The sequence below is a fragment of the Zobellia laminariae genome, from assembly GCF_030553095.1.
GTDB lineage: Bacteria > Bacteroidota > Bacteroidia > Flavobacteriales > Flavobacteriaceae > Zobellia > Zobellia laminariae.
This window is the reverse complement of sequence record NZ_CP130738.1, coordinates 2,202,344-2,217,931: the sequence shown is the minus strand read 5'-3', so window position 1 is coordinate 2,217,931 and position 15,588 is coordinate 2,202,344. Positions and strand designations below refer to the sequence as shown.

Below are 15,588 nucleotides of genomic sequence, written 5' to 3'. Positions count from 1 at the left end.
ATTTAAGTGTATGAATTTAAAATCTGTTTCTTTTTTCATCTTATTTACTGTCTTCATCACAGGCACGGCTTTTGCTCAAATAAAGGACGAGCGTGAACACCGTATCAGAAAATCTCAATTTCCAGAAAATGCACTTCTTTTCATACATCAGAAGCTTGTTAACGCCAAGCGCATACGCTTTTACAAGGAAATTGATGGTAACAAAATTAGTTACGAAGCAAAATTCAAAAAAGACCGCTTAAAGTACAGTATAGAGTTTAACCCAGAAGGAAAACTTGAAGACATTGAAATTGTGATTAAGTCACTAGACATACCTAACGATGCCTATGCCAAGATAACGACGTATTTAGAAAACAATTTTAAAAAATACAGGGTACGAAAAATTCAACAACAGTATCTTTCTGATGGTGTAGATGTAGATAAAACCTTAAAAAATGCTTTTCAAAATTTAATGCTACCTTCTATTAAATATGAGTTTATTATTGACGGAAAGAATGATAAAGGCTTTGAAGAATTTGAAATACTCTTTGATGCCGACGGCAAATTTGAACTGATCAAAAAGTCTTTACCTCCAAACTATGACCACGTACTTTACTAGAACGGCCCTCCTCATTTTTGGTCTTCTTTTGAGCAGTTTTGGTTTCTGCCAAGAAAATACAATAGGCTATTTTCAGCCAGATATTTCATTGAATTACAAGGTTAGCGCCAATTACTCACATAATTTTAAGACTGCCCAGCGTGCTTATATTTACGAAGATGATTTTCTTTATCGCGTAAAACAACTTGATATTTCGCATTTTTCGACAGTGAAAATCGGTTTTGAACAAAGTTTAGCGCTTGGTCTACAATACCGTTTTAGAGATACTTTTGATGATAACGGAGAAAATGAACTACGAATAACCGAGCAATATAAACTTTCGCGAGTTTATGAAAACTTAATCCTAGGAAACCGTTTTAGGGCAGAGCAGCGTATAAGTCCTTCATCAACCACTCATCGGTTCCGATATCGTTTATCTATTGAAGTCCCTTTAAAAGGAGAAAAACTTGACATTGGAGAGCCCTATTTTTCAGCCTCTACAGAAAGCCTGTTAAGTATTGCCAAAAGTGAGAAACCGATATATGACCAGCGACTTACATCACACTTGGGGTGGTTACTGAACAGAGAAACCAAGTTAGAGGTTGGCGCAGAGTACCGTGCAGAAAATTACACCCAGACCACAGAACATATTTTCTTTTTACTAACCTCCCTTATTTTCAGCCTGTAATATTGTAATGAATTCACTACGTGGTATTTCTTCTGCACCTAGACTCTCAAGATGGTCCGTATGTATTTGGCAATCGATAAGTTTATAGTCCTTACCTTCCAACTCTTGCGCCAACTTAATGAAGGCGAATTTAGAAGAATTACTTACGGTACTGAACATACTTTCACCACAAAAAATGGTCCCAAGGTCAATACCGTAAAGTCCACCTACGAGTACGTCATTTTCCCAAACTTCATAAGATGTTGCAAACCCATTTTCATGCATTAGCAAATAGGCATTTTTCATTTTTTGGGTAATCCAAGTGCCATCTTGACCTTCTCTTTCTATACTGGAACAGGCATCAATTACCGCCTCAAAACAAGTGTTTTTTGTTAATCGAAAACGACCATCGCGTAGTACTTTACGCATGCTTTTGGACACTTTTATTTTATGTGGATATAAAACCATTCGCGGATTGGGGCTCCACCATAAAATTAAGGCATCATCATTAAACCAAGGAAATATTCCGCTTTTATAAGCCAACAGCAAACGCTCTACAGATAAATCACCACCTGCCGCCAAAAGACCTTCGTAATTAGCATTCTCTACGGAAGGAAATACCAATGCGTCAGATAAAACAATTAATGAATTTTCTTGTTCGCGATTCACCACTTTCTGTTTTAATATATTTCAAAAATAAGAAAAGCCCCGTTAGGCATGTATACCTACGGGGCTTCTCAAGTTTTCATCAGTCGATTACAAGCTTAGAAAGGCAAATCGTCGTGATCTTCTTCGTTAAGATTATCAGCTGGCTGAAAAGCTTCTGCTGGTGGCACAGGAGGCATTCCCGCTGCACTTTGCTCAGCCTGTACACCTTCAATTCTCCAACCCTGGATAGAGTTAAAATACTTCACCTCACCTTGTGGGTTTGTCCATTCTCTACCTCTTAAGTTGATGCTTACTTTTACATCCTGACCAACTTTAAAGTTATTTAATAAGTCCGTTTTATCCTGTACGAACTCTACCATTATATGCTGCGGATACTGCTCATCTGTAGTTAATACAATCTCGCGCTTTCTGAACCCATTGTTACCAAACGTTTGGGTTTCTCCTACCATCTTTACTTTTCCTTGAACTTCCATGATTATGAATTATATGTGCACTAATTATTTATAGGGATAAAATTACTTTTTATACTATAAATCACCTAGAAAAATAAGCAGAAGTTATTAAAGGTTATTAGCTATAGTTTATAATAAAACTTTACTCCCAAAGTAGGGTTAGGCCTGAAATTACTCTCCTCTTTTTCGTAAATAGTCGTAAATCCATGTCTTGGACGCTCCACGATTCCCTCTCGAGCATTTACCAAATTACCGAACGTCACATCTTTAAACCGGAAACCGAGACCTCCGTAAAAATAGAACCCCAATCGGCTACCTAAATTTAAGAACAGCCCAAACTTTAAATGCATTCCGTATTTCTGTCGATTAAAATCGACCTTGTCATAAAGAAAATCCACCCCGTCTTTTCTTTGGTATCCATCGTTCAACAATGTTATTGATTCATCAATGTAAAAAAATTCGGCAGAGATATACTTAGGCGTTCTGGAACCTTTTCCTAATCTATAGTATATTTCCGGACGTACCTCAAAGAGCGAACCATCTTCAGACTCTCTCTGTGAAAACAGACCTGTTCCCCCACCTGCACCCAAGTCAAGACCTAGTTTCCAATGCCCGCCTAAGTGTTGAATATAACCCACACGTAACCTGGGCGAATACATATCTAATAAAGAAAGTGGACTAAAAGTAAGATACGAATTGTTATCAGAGCTTTTATTTTCGTCATCACCTTGAGAAAACAGATGCTGGACGGACAAAGAAAAAATAATAAACGTAAGTATATAAACTCTCATAAGGTGTGTAGGTTTTTAGTTTATTCTAGTTTTAACTAGAACAGCTCCCAATTACCTAAACCCTACTAAAATACTGGTTTTCCAGTAGTTTTACTCCGCCAATAATACCTTCCAAGCAGACAGTACATCATTTTGTTGTAAAAGCTCTTTTGCTTTCAACTCTAAAGACTCTCTATCACCTCCGCTAATAATAGATCGTATGTCTACATTTGATGAAACAAATTCTTCTACAGCTTTGTGGCCTGGAATTTCTTCCACATTACCCAACATACCCAAATCATTACCGGTCAAAACTTTACTTAACCTTATATGCTCAGGAATCTGATCAATACCAATACCCAAAGAAGATAAAGGTTTAGGCACTTCAAACAAGCCTAAGTTGGCCCTACTATACCAATTACCTCCCATACGGGCTACTTGATCTATCTTACGTTGGTCAATAACTCCACTCTCATCCAAAACGTCTGGATCTACATGAACTTTGACTACTTCTGCAAAAATTAAATTGCCCGCTCCACCTTCACGGCCTAATGCTTCAACCTTGGTTGCTTTACATTCAAATTGTACCGGAGACTCTGCAACTCTAAAAGGTTTTACTATATCCGAAGGTAGCATCGTTAATCCAGATTTCTCAAACTCATTTACGTCCTTTCCATATTCCGTACTAGAAAGTGACATCTGCTGTACCATCTTATAATTAACAATATTTATGACCACTTCCATAGTCAGCAAAACATTTTGCAAGGTATGCTTGGTAGTATTATCACGCACTCTGCGTGCTGGAGAAAATATTAGAATTGGCGGGTTGGCACTAAACACATTAAAAAAACTAAAAGGAGATAAATTGGGATGGCCTTTTTCATCCACGGTGCTCGCAAATGCAATTGGTCTTGGACCTACAGCTCCTAAAAGGTAACCGTGTAATTGTGCGGTAGAAACCGCCCCATAAGTATTGAAATCATTTCTTTTGCCATAGGATAAAGGTAAGAAAATTGAATGCATTAAAAACACGCCCGTAAACCGGGTATGCTATAATTTCTTCATATTTACGTTATCTTTGATGAGTTCTTCCTATAATGAAACTCAGGCACGAACGGATTCTAAAAGCTATTTATTCGGATGAATTTTAATCCTAAGAACAGGTCTTCCAATCTTACTTTACTCATTGCATCGTTTGCTATTGTGAGTCTCATCTTGCTAAACACCAATAGTTTTTTTAAAAAATTTAAAGAAGAAGAACGTCTAAAAATGGAAATCTGGGCCACGGCACAATCAGAATTCCAACAGTCTTCAGAAGATACAGATCTAGGAAACCTTCACCTTAAAGTTTTTCAGAATAACACCTCTACTCCAATGATCTTGGTGAATAAAGATGGATCCGTCAAGACCAATAATATAGACAAGGAAAAAAGTATAGATTCCGTTTATGTACAAAAACAGATATTAAAATTTCAAAGTGAAAACATTCCCATTTCCATTGACCAACAAGGAGAGCACTTGGCCACCTTATATTACGGCAACTCTGAGGTCTTGAACAAGCTAAAGTATTACCCCATAGCCCTTCTGCTTATTATATTTCTGTTCGCTGCTGTAATTTTCTTCTTTTTCAAAACCAACAAAGCCTCGGAGCAGAACAAAGTATGGGCAGGTATGGCCAAAGAAACGGCTCACCAAATTGGCACGCCTCTTTCTTCTTTGTTAGGATGGAACGAACTTTTGAAAACGGAAAATATCAACCCAGAAATCACCAAAGAGATAGCAAAAGACATTACTAGGCTTGAAACTATTACCGAACGATTCTCCAAAATTGGGTCGTTACCCAAATTAGACACTTATGATATTGTCAAAGAGACTAAAGATGCCTATGAATACCTTAAATTGCGAAGCTCTAAACTTATAGAATTCTCTTTTACTTCAGATGAAGAAGAAATTCCAGTGATGCTCAATCACACCCTTTTTAACTGGACTATTGAAAATCTCGTAAAAAATGGTATTGATGCTATGAAAGGCAAAGGAAGCATTCATATTAAAATCATAAATGAAGGCAAACAGGTTCACATTCAAGTTTCGGATACAGGTCATGGAATACCAAAAAGTAACTTCCAAGCCATTTTTAATCCAGGGGTAACTAGCAAAAAAAGAGGCTGGGGGTTAGGTCTTTCATTGGTCAAAAGAATCGTTGAAGAGTACCATAAGGGGAAAATAAAAGTACTTTCGTCGAATAAACAGGGTACAGTTATGCAACTTACTTTAAAGACACTAAGTTAGAAGGTTCAATTAAGAGGATAGTATAATTTTATATTTTTGATACGCAGTAAAATGGCAAATGAAAAGTTAGTGATTATAAAAGAGGCGGACCTGACAAACAACTGTCCGGAATGTTTTAGTCAAGATTTAAAGCTTTCATTTTATCAAAAGCACAAGCAAGGCAAACTTTTCAACTCCATTACCAATGAAGTTACTTCTAAAATTGTCTGCAACAAATGTGGAACTGATATCTATCCCGTAAGCTGGACTGACGATATTGAACGAAGCTTTAAATACTACCAAAAAATGGTGGTGCCAGAAAGAAGTACGGTAACATTTACCTCTTTATTCTGGATTCTTACTCTTTTGTTAGTGGCTGTAGTGGCTGCTGGTGTTTATTTCTTACTGCAATAAAGACTATTACAGTGCGGCTATAATCTTAGCAGCCGTCTCCTTAAATTCTTCTTCAGAAAGTGAAACCTTATTTTGAAAAGTCGCATCCTGCATATTCGTAAGCGGAATAAGATGTACATGTACGTGAGGCACTTCTAAACCAATAACGGTCATACCTACCCTCTTACAATCAATAGAAGCCTCTATAGCTTTTCCTATTTTACGTGAAAAAGCCATAAGACCCATATATAAATCTTTATCTAGATCCATAATCTTATCAACCTCTTTTTTAGGAATACACAAGGTGTGCCCCTTAGCATTTGGGTTGATGTCCAAAAAAGCAAAATAATTCTCGTCTTCCGCTATTTTATAACAAGGAATTTCGCCATTTATGATTTTTGTGAAGATGGAGGCCATAACTAATTTTTTTTTAAGCTCTTGTAATCTCTAAGATTTCAAATTTTAAAGTACCGTTTGGAACCGTTATCTCTGCAGTTTCGCCTACTTTTTTACCAAGCAGACCTCTACCAATAGGAGAATTAACAGATATTTTTCCTGTTTTAATATCAGCCTCACTTTCAGCGACCAACGTATACTTCATTTCCATACCATTATTTTGGTTCTTCAACTTTACGGTTGACAACACCAAAACTTTAGACGTGTCTAGTTGCGACTCATCTATAAGGCGGGCATTAGACAGGGTTTCTTCCATCTTTGAAATTTTCATTTCCAATAGACCCTGTGCTTCTTTAGCAGCATCATACTCGGCATTTTCAGATAAATCACCTTTATCTCTAGCTTCGCCTATAGCCTGAGAAGCTTTTGGTCTCTCAATATCTTTTAATTGATTGAGTTCTTCCCTTAATTTTTGTAATCCTTCTTTTGTATAGTAAGATACGTTACTCATGTTATACTCGTTTAATAATCCTGTAAAATAAGAAAATCCTCTACATAAGTCGATATATAACCGACTATTTTTAGAGAGGATTTAACGCAAATATACATAATTTTTGATCACTTTTGTTGGACGTATTTTAAATGATAATACCCGTATGAAGCATTTTTGGAGCATTCTTCTTTTCCTATTACTTTTATCGTGCAGTAATGATGGTGTAGTTCGTAATCCTTACATACAGGAACTTGGATTTCGGTTTGATATGAATCTTAACTTGCCCCTCTATAGCGGCCTAACTAATCTAGGCAGTGTGGTATATATAGACAATTCCGGCATAGGTAATAGGGGTGTATATGTAATCAAATCAAGTTTTGATCAATTCCGAGCGTTTGAAGCAAGTTGTCCAAATCACGTGCCTAATGAATGCTCTACAATGACCTTACAAGGGCAGAACGTTACTTGTTCTTGTGAAGACTATGAGTACAGCCTTTTTACCGGACAATTACTGAACCGCCCAGATGATGGGGAGAGATATTACGACATGCTAGAATACCGTGCTACACAAAGTGGTAACATAGTTTTGATTACGAATTAAACTAAGGTTATTCGTTACGATACCTATCCATAATTACTTTAAATAATTCTCCCGTGCTTGGTGGCGTATAGGAAATGGCATTTGCGCCAGCTTCTATTGCTGCTAAAATAGATTCATCTGTTTTTCCTCCTGTAGCTATTATTGCCACTTCATCATCAATATCGCGAATGCGCTTTATGATGTCTGTAGTTTTACCAGCTCCAGAAACATTAAAAATATCTATCCCGGCCTTTATCCGCCCCTTTATATCGTCTTTTTCCGAGACTATGGTAATGGTGACAGGAATGTCTATTCTATCCTTTAACTGCCTTATAAGGTCATTAGGCGCCGGTTTGTTAAGCACTACACCCAACGCTCCTTGAAAATCTGCATGAACTGCTAATTCAACCGACCGGTTACCTGTGGTAATTCCCCCTCCTACTCCGCAGAAAATAGGTTTATCTGCCGCCAAAATCAATGCGTTGGAAATGGTGGGCTGTGGCGTAAACGGATATACGGCAATAATGGCATTTGCATTCGTATTCCGAATAATGGCAACATCTGTGCTAAAGAGGAAAGACTTTAGCAATTGACCAAAAACACGAATACCAGAGCATTCGTCAATAATCTCAGGTACAGCAACAATATTCTTGCGGAGCTTGCTACCAAAAGCAGGAATTTTTTTCATCTTAACTTATAAATTACCCAAAATGCTATCCATTACCCAACTGGTATGCACTGCCGTTTTTCCAGTTGACGGATGAGTTTGTTTCCCTAATAAATCCTTTTTCAAGTTTTCTACATGGAATTTTTGCACATGTTCAGGGTGTTCAATGAACAGCTTTTCTTCACCTTTTGCATTAGCTAATACAACATCGGCCTCTTCAAAAACGGCGAAACTGATTTTACCTTCACTACCGTAAATTTCAACTAAATCTTCTCTTTGGTGAGTGCCAAAATTCCATGTACCTGAACCTGTAGTTCCATTTTCATGAAGCCAATGTCCCGTAATGGCATCTTTAGCAGAGTATAATCCTTGTTGCTTTAGCGCCGTACCGGATACACTTTTAAAATCGCCCAATAAATATGCGAAGAGGTCTAGTCCGTGACTAGCCAAATCATCAAAATAACCTGCAGGAGCCACTTTAGCATCCGTACGCCAGTTGTACTCTCCACTCAAATCTATATCGTTAGGTGGCTTACCTAAAAACCATCTAATATGGCGCACTTCTCCTATTTCATTAGTATCTAACCATTCCTTTACCTTTAAAAAACGAGGCAAAGAACGGCGATAATAAGCAACAAATAGCGGCAATTTCTTTAGTTCAAAAGCTTTTTGGATTTCAAGACTATCCGCATAGCTTGGAGCCATTGGTTTTTCAATACAACAAGGCTTACCCGCTGCGGCAACTTTTAGAGCATATAGTTTATGACTGTCGGGAGGTGTGGCTATATAAACCGCGTCTACCTCATCATCATTTATAAGTGCATCGGCATCTAAATAGTATTTGGACACGCCGTGCCTTTTAGCATAGTCAGCTGCTTTGTTGGCATCACGGCGCATTACGGCCACTACTTCAAAACCGTCTGTTTTTTGATACGCAGGCCCGCTTTTATTTTCAGTTACATTACCACAACCTAAAATACCCCAGCGAATTTTAGTTTTACTCATCATTTCATCCATATAGCCATTACTTTGAATCCGTAGTAAAAATAACGGATTTAAGAACAGCTTGCGAAGCCCGATGAAACTAATTCAACAAGTTTTTAATGCAATCCAATTCGAATAAATCATTAAAACCGAACCGTTGCTCCTAAGAGAAAATTGGTTCCTGCTTGTGGATAGTAACCAGCTCCCTCAAAAGTTTGAACCGAACCAGAAGAGTCATCATCATACGTATAGAAATAACCATTGGAAACAACATCCTCATCAAAAATGTTATTTACTAAACCAGATAAAGTGATGCTCTTAATAACTGATTTAAAATTAAGGACGTACTGTATATTTAAATCCGTTTGTGAATAGGCATCCAACACAGAATTTTCTGAATCTATATTACCCATATACTGCTCACCCACATATTTAGACAATGCAGATATTTGAAAATTCTTAACTGGCGAAAAAGCCAAACGGTTACCTATTACCACATTTGGAGAATATGCAATATTAGTATTCCCTAAGTCCTGAAGCACCCCGTCTCTTTCAAAAAAGAATTCTAAATTCTTATTAGAACTGATAGCAATATTAGGTTGTATTTGCCATTTTTCACCTAGAAAGATATTAGCATCCAACTCAATACCGGCACGGTAACTATCTCCAACGTTTGCCCTTAACGGAGCACCAACATCATTGAGACCACCAGTTAAGACCAATTGGTCTCTATATCTCATATAATAGGCATTGGCATTCAACTGAAAAGCATTGGAAACATAACGCCAACCCAATTCAAAATCATTTAATTTTTCTGGTTTTGGGCTACCACTCTCATAATCGTTTCTATTAGGCTCTCTATTGGCAACGGCATAACTGAAATAGAAGTTATTATTTGCATTCAAATCAAACACCACACCTGCTTTAGGATTAAAAAAGTGAAACGTTTCATCTACAAGTCCTGTTTCTTCTCCATTTGCCAAATATCCTACTCTTCTGTATTGAAGATCTCCAAAGAGACTCCATTTATCGTTTAGGCCGTAATTTGCTTTAGTGTAAAAATTGAAATCCGTTTTATTAGAATCATCTTCATAATACTTGTCACGAATCTGACTATCAGTTGCGTAGCGGGCCCAAATGATCTCGCCAAAGTGATCACCTTGATAGGAATTCCAACCTCCACCTAAGATAACATCTAAACGATTTTTGGTATAATTAGCAGAAAATACAGCTCCATAGAACTTGTTATCCAACCAACGACGACGTATTAAATCTGTTGTATTTATAGAATCCGTGTTCACTATAATAGGCTGAAAACCGTAATCGGCAAAATCCTCATCTTCCTTATACTGTTCAAAATACCCACTTCCTTTTGTAAAATGAAATGCTACATTAGTACTCCAGCTATCAGATAGTTGTTGGTTCCAAAGAAACTGCGCATGGTTCTGCTTGTAATTATCAACTTCATTGTCATAAAATTGGTCTACACCATTTTCATCAGTATAGGCCCCTGCAGAATTATAGGTTCTATCTTCTATTAAAGTTGTACCATCAATACCGTTCCAAGATTGATAAGTAACTTCATGACCACCAAAAAGCAAGGCTTTAAATTGTGTTTTATCATCCGTATAGGCTGCTTGTAAAAAGTAGGAATCCAAATCTGAGGAAGCCCTATCTACATAACCATCTGAAGTTATTCTAGACAATCGCCCTGAAATTTCAATATGGTCATTTAATAGTCCTGTACTAAATTTAATATTGTTACGAAGTGTTTTAAAACTACCTACAGAAGATGAAATCTGAGCAAAAGCTTCATCCGCAACAGCATCCGTTAATAAATTAAGACTAGCACCAAAAGCTCCCGAGCCATTTGTAGAAGTACCCACACCACGCTGTAATTGCAAGCTTTCCGTAGATGAAGCAAAATCCGGCATATTCACCCAAAAGGTACCATGAGATTCAGAATCGTTATAAGGAATACCATTAATGGTCACATTTACACGTGTATTATCACTACCACGCACACGAATACCAGTATAACCAACACCTGCGCCAGCATCTGAGGTAGTTACTACACCTTATGGCAAAAAATTCATAAGAATTGGAATATCCTGACCTAAATTACGAGAGGCAAATTCTTCTTTTTTAAGGTTTGAAAAAGTTACAGGAGTTGTTTTATTGACCCTAATAGCCGAAACAAAAACCTCATCTAGGTTTATTTTTTTTCCGGTAACGGAATCAATTTCCTTTTCTTGAGCGGATATTTGGCCGGTAATTCCTAAACAAACCAAAAACATTACAAAGTACTTCATTCGTATACGTTAGCTACGAATAAAAGGGGCGTTATTCTTATTTTTAAATTGAATTTTGCCCGATTGCGGACAGACATAAAAATTCCAAGAAGTGAAAAATCACTATCCCTTGGCAGCATTACCCGCCCAGGTTCATTGGGTATGATCTCAGCTTATCTTGTATTTAGTTTAAACATTACTCCGCTTAACCACAATAACAAGAGTTCGCACCCCTTTGAGATTCGGCAAATATAGGTCTAGGCTTTCACATTTCATAACTAATTCAACCAAAAGACCTACTACAGGCGGTCTTTGAGATATATGAGTCAAACAATTAACGCTTATTTATAAACCCTATGAGCTTTATATCCGTATTTTTAGAAACACTTTTTGTGCAAAAAAAGAACATGGTAAACGCTTCCAAAAAATCAAAAAACAAGTTCACCTTAAAAATTGTCACTAGCTACCTTATTTTGGCTCTATTGGCAACAAGTGTTGGCTATTTTGTATATACAGAAATACAGACCTATATTTCTACCGAAGCTTCTGATGTAAACGATGAAAAGCTGCTACGCACAAGCTCATTGATGACCAATCTTTATGAGGCAGAAAGTCTATCAAAATTAGCATTGCAAAGCAACGAGAAAATAAATTTTGATGGATATGCCCTTAAAATTGATTCTATTCAGGTGGAAATTGACACGTTAAAACAGCTGATGTTAGGTGAAGAGCAGAAAAGCTTATTGGATAGCCTTCAAATATTATTGGGTCAAAAAGTTAACAACAACAATGAATTACGCAGCCTGAAGGTCAAAAACAATTCAGCACACTCACTAGACCAAGCCCTTAAAGAATTTGAAAAAATAGAAGAATCTTTTGGTAAGTTTTCTGCAGAAAACCTATTCACCAATTTTGACCAACTGTCACCTAAAGTACAGAAGTCCCTGCGAGAATATGCCGTACTTATTAGTAAAAACGTACCGGAATCAGACAATACCGTCAAGAATGCAGCCTATGTAGATTCTATATTGAACGTTTCAAAATCTATCCTGAGAAAAGCAAAATTAGCGGATTATAGATCACAGCGTTCATTGGCACAAAAAGAAATTGAGGTAAACCGTAATGATCTAGAATTGTCTCGCCAACTTCAAAATATCATTGCTGCGTTTGAAAAAGAGATTATATCTAGTAGTTACAATACCAGTATTGTAAAAAGGGAAACTTTAAAAAGAACAACGCGAATTGCAGGAATAGCTGCATTACTCGGCTTTTTAATCGTTGGGATATTTTCTTTCTTGATTACCAAGGATTACTGGAAAGTACAGACATACCGAGTGCGATTGGAGAAAGAAAAGAAATTTTCGGAATCAATTTTAAAAAGTCGCGAGCAACTCATTTCAACCGTAAGTCATGATCTTCGAACTCCTCTTAATACTATTAGTGGCTATTCCGAACTACTAGAAAGCACGGAGTTATCAAAGAAACAAAGCGGTTATATTAAGAATGTAAAATCCGCTTCGGAATACGTGGGTAATCTAGTGAACGACCTAATGGATTTTTCCAAGCTAGAAGCCGGCAAACTCAAAATCGAAAAAGTACCCTTTATTCCAGCGCATCTTATTCAAGAAACTGCTGAGAACCTCCAAGCTATTCATGCCAACAAGGGGTTAAAACTCATTCTGGAAATAGCGCCACAGTTACAACAAACAGTCTTGGGAGACCCTTTTAGAATTAGGCAGATAATTACTAATCTTATGGGCAATGCCTTTAAGTTTACTGAAGATGGATCAATAAGAATTACTGCAACCGCAGAAAAAGGAAAGGATAAAGCTATAACTGCGCGAATTCAAGTAGCGGATACAGGTATTGGTATTGCCAAGGACAAACAGCATCTAATATTCAGAGAATTTACACAGGCCGAAAAAACTACCGAAAAAAAATTCGGTGGGCACGGATTGGGTCTCACCATATCCAAAAAGTTGGCGGAACTTCTTAAGGGGAAGTTGACTCTTGAAAGTAAATTGGGTGCCGGAAGTACTTTTACCTTGCAATTACCCCTAGAAATTACCGATGCCGTTGAAAAACCATAGGAGGAAATGCCTTATATGGCCCCAAAACTACGAATGCTGATTATAGACGACGATACCGCTTTATTGCATATGTTACGTGAGCTAGCGGAAAGTATGGGCATTACGGCCCATACTTTTACCAATTTTCTTTCTATAGAGAAAGACTCGCATTTGGCTTATGACATTGTTCTAACGGATATTCAAATGCCACAGGTAACCGGTTTTGAAGTCCTTAAAAAGTTGCAATCTGGTGCATACAAACATTACTTGAACCAACCAATAGTAGCCATGACGGGAAGAAGAGATTTGGGCCCAGAGGCCTACATAGGGGTTGGTTTTTCTCAAGTTTTACAAAAACCTTTTACAAGAGGTGAACTCATAGCTACCTTAAAATTACTAGGTATAGCTACCCAAAAACAAGAACCGAAAGAAGAAGAAATAAAAATTCCGGAACAAGAGCCAAAATTGTATAATCTAGATATTATACATTCCTTTTTAGGAAAGAACGAAGATGCCATTCAAGATGTATTAGGTACTTTTTTAAGCGACACAGAAACCAACATGAAACTTCTTGAAGAAACGGTTACAGCAAAGGATTACCAACAAGTAAACCATGTAGCACACCGTATGCTACCTATGTTCAGACAGCTAAAAGTTGAGAATTGTGTGACCATTTTAGAAAGAATGGAGCTGGGCACACCAGAAAATCTTGACCAAGATATCCTCGCAAGTTCCTTTGTAGTTCTGAAACACAGTGTTAAAGAACTGGTAGCGGAACTAGAAGAACGCTTGGCTATAAATCCAGATTATAATGGTTGATTTTATTATAAAGGGTCTTTCTAGTAACCTGAAGTAATTTGGCCGCTTTCGATTTATTGAAATTGGTCTTTTTTAAAGCTTTTATTATGCGGTCTTTTTCGAATTCTGATTTTGAAAAATTCTCTACTGTAGCTTCTCTTTCTTTAGGCTGAAGCACCTCTCGCGGCAAAGCATCCATTTGAACCTCATCACCACTGGTCAATAGCACAGCGCGCTTAATAACATTCTGTAATTCTCTAAGGTTACTCATACCAATGGTACTCTTGAAAAGCCTCCCAAACTTCTGGCGAGAAACCGTCTACATTCTTATCTAAACTGCTGTTCGCCTTATTCAAAAAATTCTCTGCAAATAACATTAAATCTTCAAATCGCTCTTCTAAAGAAGGAATTTGAATGGAAAACTCATTTAACCTATGAAAAAGGTCTTCCCTAAAAGTTCCTTTTTCAACAGCTTCTGTTAAATCCTCGTTAGTAGCGGTGATGATACGTAAATCAACATCAATCTCTTTGGTACTACCTACACGTTTTATTTTTCGCTCTTGAAGTGCACGAAGCAATTGTATTTGATTCTCGTAAGACAGATTGCCCACCTCGTCCAAGAACAAAGTACCTTTATTAGCGGCTTCAAAATTTCCTATTTTATCTTCTACGGCACCTGTAAAACTCCCTTTTATATGACCAAAAAACTCACTTGTAGCCAATTCTTTAGGTATCGCACCACAGTCTACCGCTATAAAATTGAAGTCTTTTCTTTTACTATTATCATGAATAGCCTTAGCTGTCACTTCCTTACCCGTACCACTTTCGCCAGTTATTAAGACCGACATATTTGTAGGGGCTACCAGTTTTATATAATCCTCCAATTTTTTAGAAGCATCACTAACGCCTTTAACAATGGACTTTAGGTCCACTTTTTCAGCAACTGGAGTTGTACTTTTTTGTTTTGAGTTTTCCTTTGTCTCCTGTACTACAGAAGTAGCAACTTGGGTTGAATTTGCCTCTACCTTTAAGGCATTATCTAAAATCATTACAATTTCATCTGGAGTAAAAGGCTTTGAAATATAGTCGAATGCACCTTTTTTCATAGCATTTACAGCCGTGCCCACCTCTGCATAACCCGTCATTACGACTACTTGAGTTTTTGGGCTTACCTCTTTTATATCGGATAACAATTGTATTCCGTCATAATCGGGCAAACGCAAGTCGGTCAATATCAAATCGAAATTAGTTTTTCCAAATTTTGATTTGGCATCTGGGGCAGTGAAGCTGGTCTCTACTTCGTAACCGTGTTTTGTCAAAAACTTTTGGAGCATCTGACAAAATGCGGCATCATCTTCAATGATTAAAAGGTTTGGCATAAAAGCATTCTAATGTTCTGTATCTATCTACGTAAAAATAGCACAAGAAAGCTCTTTCTCTTCTAATTTTATCATAAAAGATACTTTTAGAAAAAGACCAAAACGCAAAAAAGGAACCGTTATATCACGGTTCCT

The 15,588-nt window shown here is 37.2% G+C and carries 15 protein-coding genes and 2 pseudogenes; 7 read left to right on the top strand and 10 right to left on the bottom strand.

What is annotated here, in order from left to right; genetic code table 11:
* The first annotated feature begins 10 nt into the window (after window positions 1-10).
* Together Q5W13_RS10555 and Q5W13_RS10550 are read left to right on the top strand one after the other, a co-directional pair.
* Window positions 11-598, top strand: a complete 588-nt coding sequence (locus Q5W13_RS10555; RefSeq protein ID WP_304446262.1) for a hypothetical protein — start codon at window positions 11-13, stop codon at window positions 596-598.
* Window positions 579-1,265 carry a DUF2490 domain-containing protein gene (locus Q5W13_RS10550; RefSeq protein ID WP_304446261.1) on the top strand — a complete coding sequence of 229 codons (687 nt, stop codon included), beginning with the start codon at window positions 579-581 and terminating at the stop codon, window positions 1,263-1,265. Before Q5W13_RS10555 ends, Q5W13_RS10550 begins: the two co-directional genes overlap by 20 nt.
* On the opposite strand, the gene aat is transcribed toward Q5W13_RS10550, so the two are convergent.
* The 4 genes from aat to Q5W13_RS10530 all read right to left on the bottom strand — a co-directional run bounded on the left by aat (window position 1,239) and on the right by Q5W13_RS10530 (window position 4,158).
* Window positions 1,239-1,913 (bottom strand): leucyl/phenylalanyl-tRNA--protein transferase, encoded by a 675-nt coding sequence (gene aat / locus Q5W13_RS10545; RefSeq protein WP_304446260.1) that lies wholly within the window; start codon window positions 1,911-1,913, stop codon window positions 1,239-1,241. The genes Q5W13_RS10550 and aat overlap by 27 nt on opposite strands.
* Before the next feature lie 95 nt (window positions 1,914-2,008).
* Entirely contained in the window at window positions 2,009-2,386 is a 378-nt protein-coding gene (locus Q5W13_RS10540; RefSeq protein WP_155594974.1) for a DUF3127 domain-containing protein, read from the bottom strand.
* Between the two features lie 101 nt (window positions 2,387-2,487).
* A complete protein-coding gene (locus tag Q5W13_RS10535; protein WP_304446259.1) occupies window positions 2,488-3,156 on the bottom strand; it encodes a hypothetical protein in 669 nt (222 codons plus the stop codon).
* A 90-nt stretch (window positions 3,157-3,246) separates the two neighbouring features.
* Window positions 3,247-4,158 carry a flavin reductase family protein gene (locus Q5W13_RS10530; RefSeq protein WP_304446258.1) on the bottom strand — a complete coding sequence of 304 codons (912 nt, stop codon included), beginning with the start codon at window positions 4,156-4,158 and terminating at the stop codon, window positions 3,247-3,249.
* A gap of 117 nt (window positions 4,159-4,275) precedes the next feature.
* Here Q5W13_RS10530 and Q5W13_RS10525 point away from each other — a divergent pair, with 117 nt between their 5' ends.
* The gene (locus tag Q5W13_RS10525; protein WP_304446257.1) at window positions 4,276-5,424 is read left to right on the top strand and encodes a sensor histidine kinase; all 1,149 of its coding nucleotides are present in this window, start codon (window positions 4,276-4,278) and stop codon (window positions 5,422-5,424) included.
* 51 nt (window positions 5,425-5,475) lie between these two features.
* Window positions 5,476-5,817 (top strand): hypothetical protein, encoded by a 342-nt coding sequence (locus Q5W13_RS10520; RefSeq protein WP_155594977.1) that lies wholly within the window; start codon window positions 5,476-5,478, stop codon window positions 5,815-5,817.
* A 6-nt stretch (window positions 5,818-5,823) separates the two neighbouring features.
* Here Q5W13_RS10520 and Q5W13_RS10515 read toward each other — a convergent pair whose 3' ends face one another.
* Both Q5W13_RS10515 and greA read right to left on the bottom strand, forming a co-directional pair.
* Window positions 5,824-6,213 (bottom strand): HIT family protein, encoded by a 390-nt coding sequence (locus Q5W13_RS10515; RefSeq protein WP_304446256.1) that lies wholly within the window; start codon window positions 6,211-6,213, stop codon window positions 5,824-5,826.
* Window positions 6,214-6,226: 13 nt separating this feature from the next.
* Window positions 6,227-6,703: a transcription elongation factor GreA gene (gene greA / locus Q5W13_RS10510; RefSeq protein ID WP_155594979.1), complete on the bottom strand. Its 477-nt coding sequence runs from the start codon at window positions 6,701-6,703 to the stop codon at window positions 6,227-6,229.
* A 145-nt stretch (window positions 6,704-6,848) separates the two neighbouring features.
* On the opposite strand from greA, the gene Q5W13_RS10505 reads away from it, so the two are divergent.
* Window positions 6,849-7,286: a Rieske (2Fe-2S) protein gene (locus Q5W13_RS10505; RefSeq protein ID WP_304446255.1), complete on the top strand. Its 438-nt coding sequence runs from the start codon at window positions 6,849-6,851 to the stop codon at window positions 7,284-7,286.
* A 7-nt stretch (window positions 7,287-7,293) separates the two neighbouring features.
* On the opposite strand, the gene Q5W13_RS10500 is transcribed toward Q5W13_RS10505, so the two are convergent.
* From Q5W13_RS10500 to Q5W13_RS10490, 3 genes and pseudogenes are all read right to left on the bottom strand, one after another.
* On the bottom strand, window positions 7,294-7,953 hold the full coding sequence (locus Q5W13_RS10500) for a YqgE/AlgH family protein (RefSeq protein WP_304446254.1): 660 nt from the start codon (window positions 7,951-7,953) through the stop codon (window positions 7,294-7,296).
* A gap of 6 nt (window positions 7,954-7,959) precedes the next feature.
* Entirely contained in the window at window positions 7,960-8,940 is a 981-nt protein-coding gene (locus tag Q5W13_RS10495; RefSeq protein WP_438364191.1) for a Gfo/Idh/MocA family protein, read from the bottom strand.
* A gap of 119 nt (window positions 8,941-9,059) precedes the next feature.
* Window positions 9,060-11,228: pseudogene (locus Q5W13_RS10490) on the bottom strand (TonB-dependent receptor).
* 335 nt (window positions 11,229-11,563) lie between these two features.
* Between Q5W13_RS10490 and Q5W13_RS10485 the strand changes: the two are divergent.
* A complete protein-coding gene (locus Q5W13_RS10485; RefSeq protein WP_304446252.1) occupies window positions 11,564-13,297 on the top strand; it encodes a sensor histidine kinase in 1,734 nt (577 codons plus the stop codon).
* Between the two features lie 15 nt (window positions 13,298-13,312).
* On the top strand, window positions 13,313-14,095 hold the full coding sequence (locus tag Q5W13_RS10480) for a response regulator (protein WP_304446251.1): 783 nt from the start codon (window positions 13,313-13,315) through the stop codon (window positions 14,093-14,095).
* Here Q5W13_RS10480 and Q5W13_RS10475 read toward each other — a convergent pair.
* Window positions 14,070-15,453 (bottom strand): annotated as a pseudogene (locus Q5W13_RS10475) (sigma-54-dependent transcriptional regulator). The gene Q5W13_RS10480 and the pseudogene Q5W13_RS10475 sit on opposite strands and share 26 nt — an antisense overlap.
* Window positions 15,454-15,588 lie beyond the last annotated feature (135 nt).

Coding starts and splice junctions, on each gene's coding strand:
- Q5W13_RS10555 (WP_304446262.1), top strand. CDS start 11: ATGAATTTAAAATCTGTTTCTTTTTTCATCTTATTTACTGTCTTCATC.
- Q5W13_RS10550 (WP_304446261.1), top strand. CDS start 579: ATGACCACGTACTTTACTAGAACGGCCCTCCTCATTTTTGGTCTTCTT.
- Q5W13_RS10540 (WP_155594974.1), bottom strand. CDS start 2,386: ATGGAAGTTCAAGGAAAAGTAAAGATGGTAGGAGAAACCCAAACGTTT.
- Q5W13_RS10535 (WP_304446259.1), bottom strand. CDS start 3,156: ATGAGAGTTTATATACTTACGTTTATTATTTTTTCTTTGTCCGTCCAG.
- Q5W13_RS10530 (WP_304446258.1), bottom strand. CDS start 4,158: ATGCATTCAATTTTCTTACCTTTATCCTATGGCAAAAGAAATGATTTC.
- Q5W13_RS10525 (WP_304446257.1), top strand. CDS start 4,276: ATGAATTTTAATCCTAAGAACAGGTCTTCCAATCTTACTTTACTCATT.
- Q5W13_RS10520 (WP_155594977.1), top strand. CDS start 5,476: ATGGCAAATGAAAAGTTAGTGATTATAAAAGAGGCGGACCTGACAAAC.
- Q5W13_RS10515 (WP_304446256.1), bottom strand. CDS start 6,213: ATGGCCTCCATCTTCACAAAAATCATAAATGGCGAAATTCCTTGTTAT.
- greA (WP_155594979.1), bottom strand. CDS start 6,703: ATGAGTAACGTATCTTACTATACAAAAGAAGGATTACAAAAATTAAGG.
- Q5W13_RS10505 (WP_304446255.1), top strand. CDS start 6,849: ATGAAGCATTTTTGGAGCATTCTTCTTTTCCTATTACTTTTATCGTGC.
- Q5W13_RS10500 (WP_304446254.1), bottom strand. CDS start 7,953: ATGAAAAAAATTCCTGCTTTTGGTAGCAAGCTCCGCAAGAATATTGTT.
- Q5W13_RS10495 (WP_438364191.1), bottom strand. CDS start 8,940: ATGATGAGTAAAACTAAAATTCGCTGGGGTATTTTAGGTTGTGGTAAT.
- Q5W13_RS10485 (WP_304446252.1), top strand. CDS start 11,564: ATGAGCTTTATATCCGTATTTTTAGAAACACTTTTTGTGCAAAAAAAG.
- Q5W13_RS10480 (WP_304446251.1), top strand. CDS start 13,313: ATGGCCCCAAAACTACGAATGCTGATTATAGACGACGATACCGCTTTA.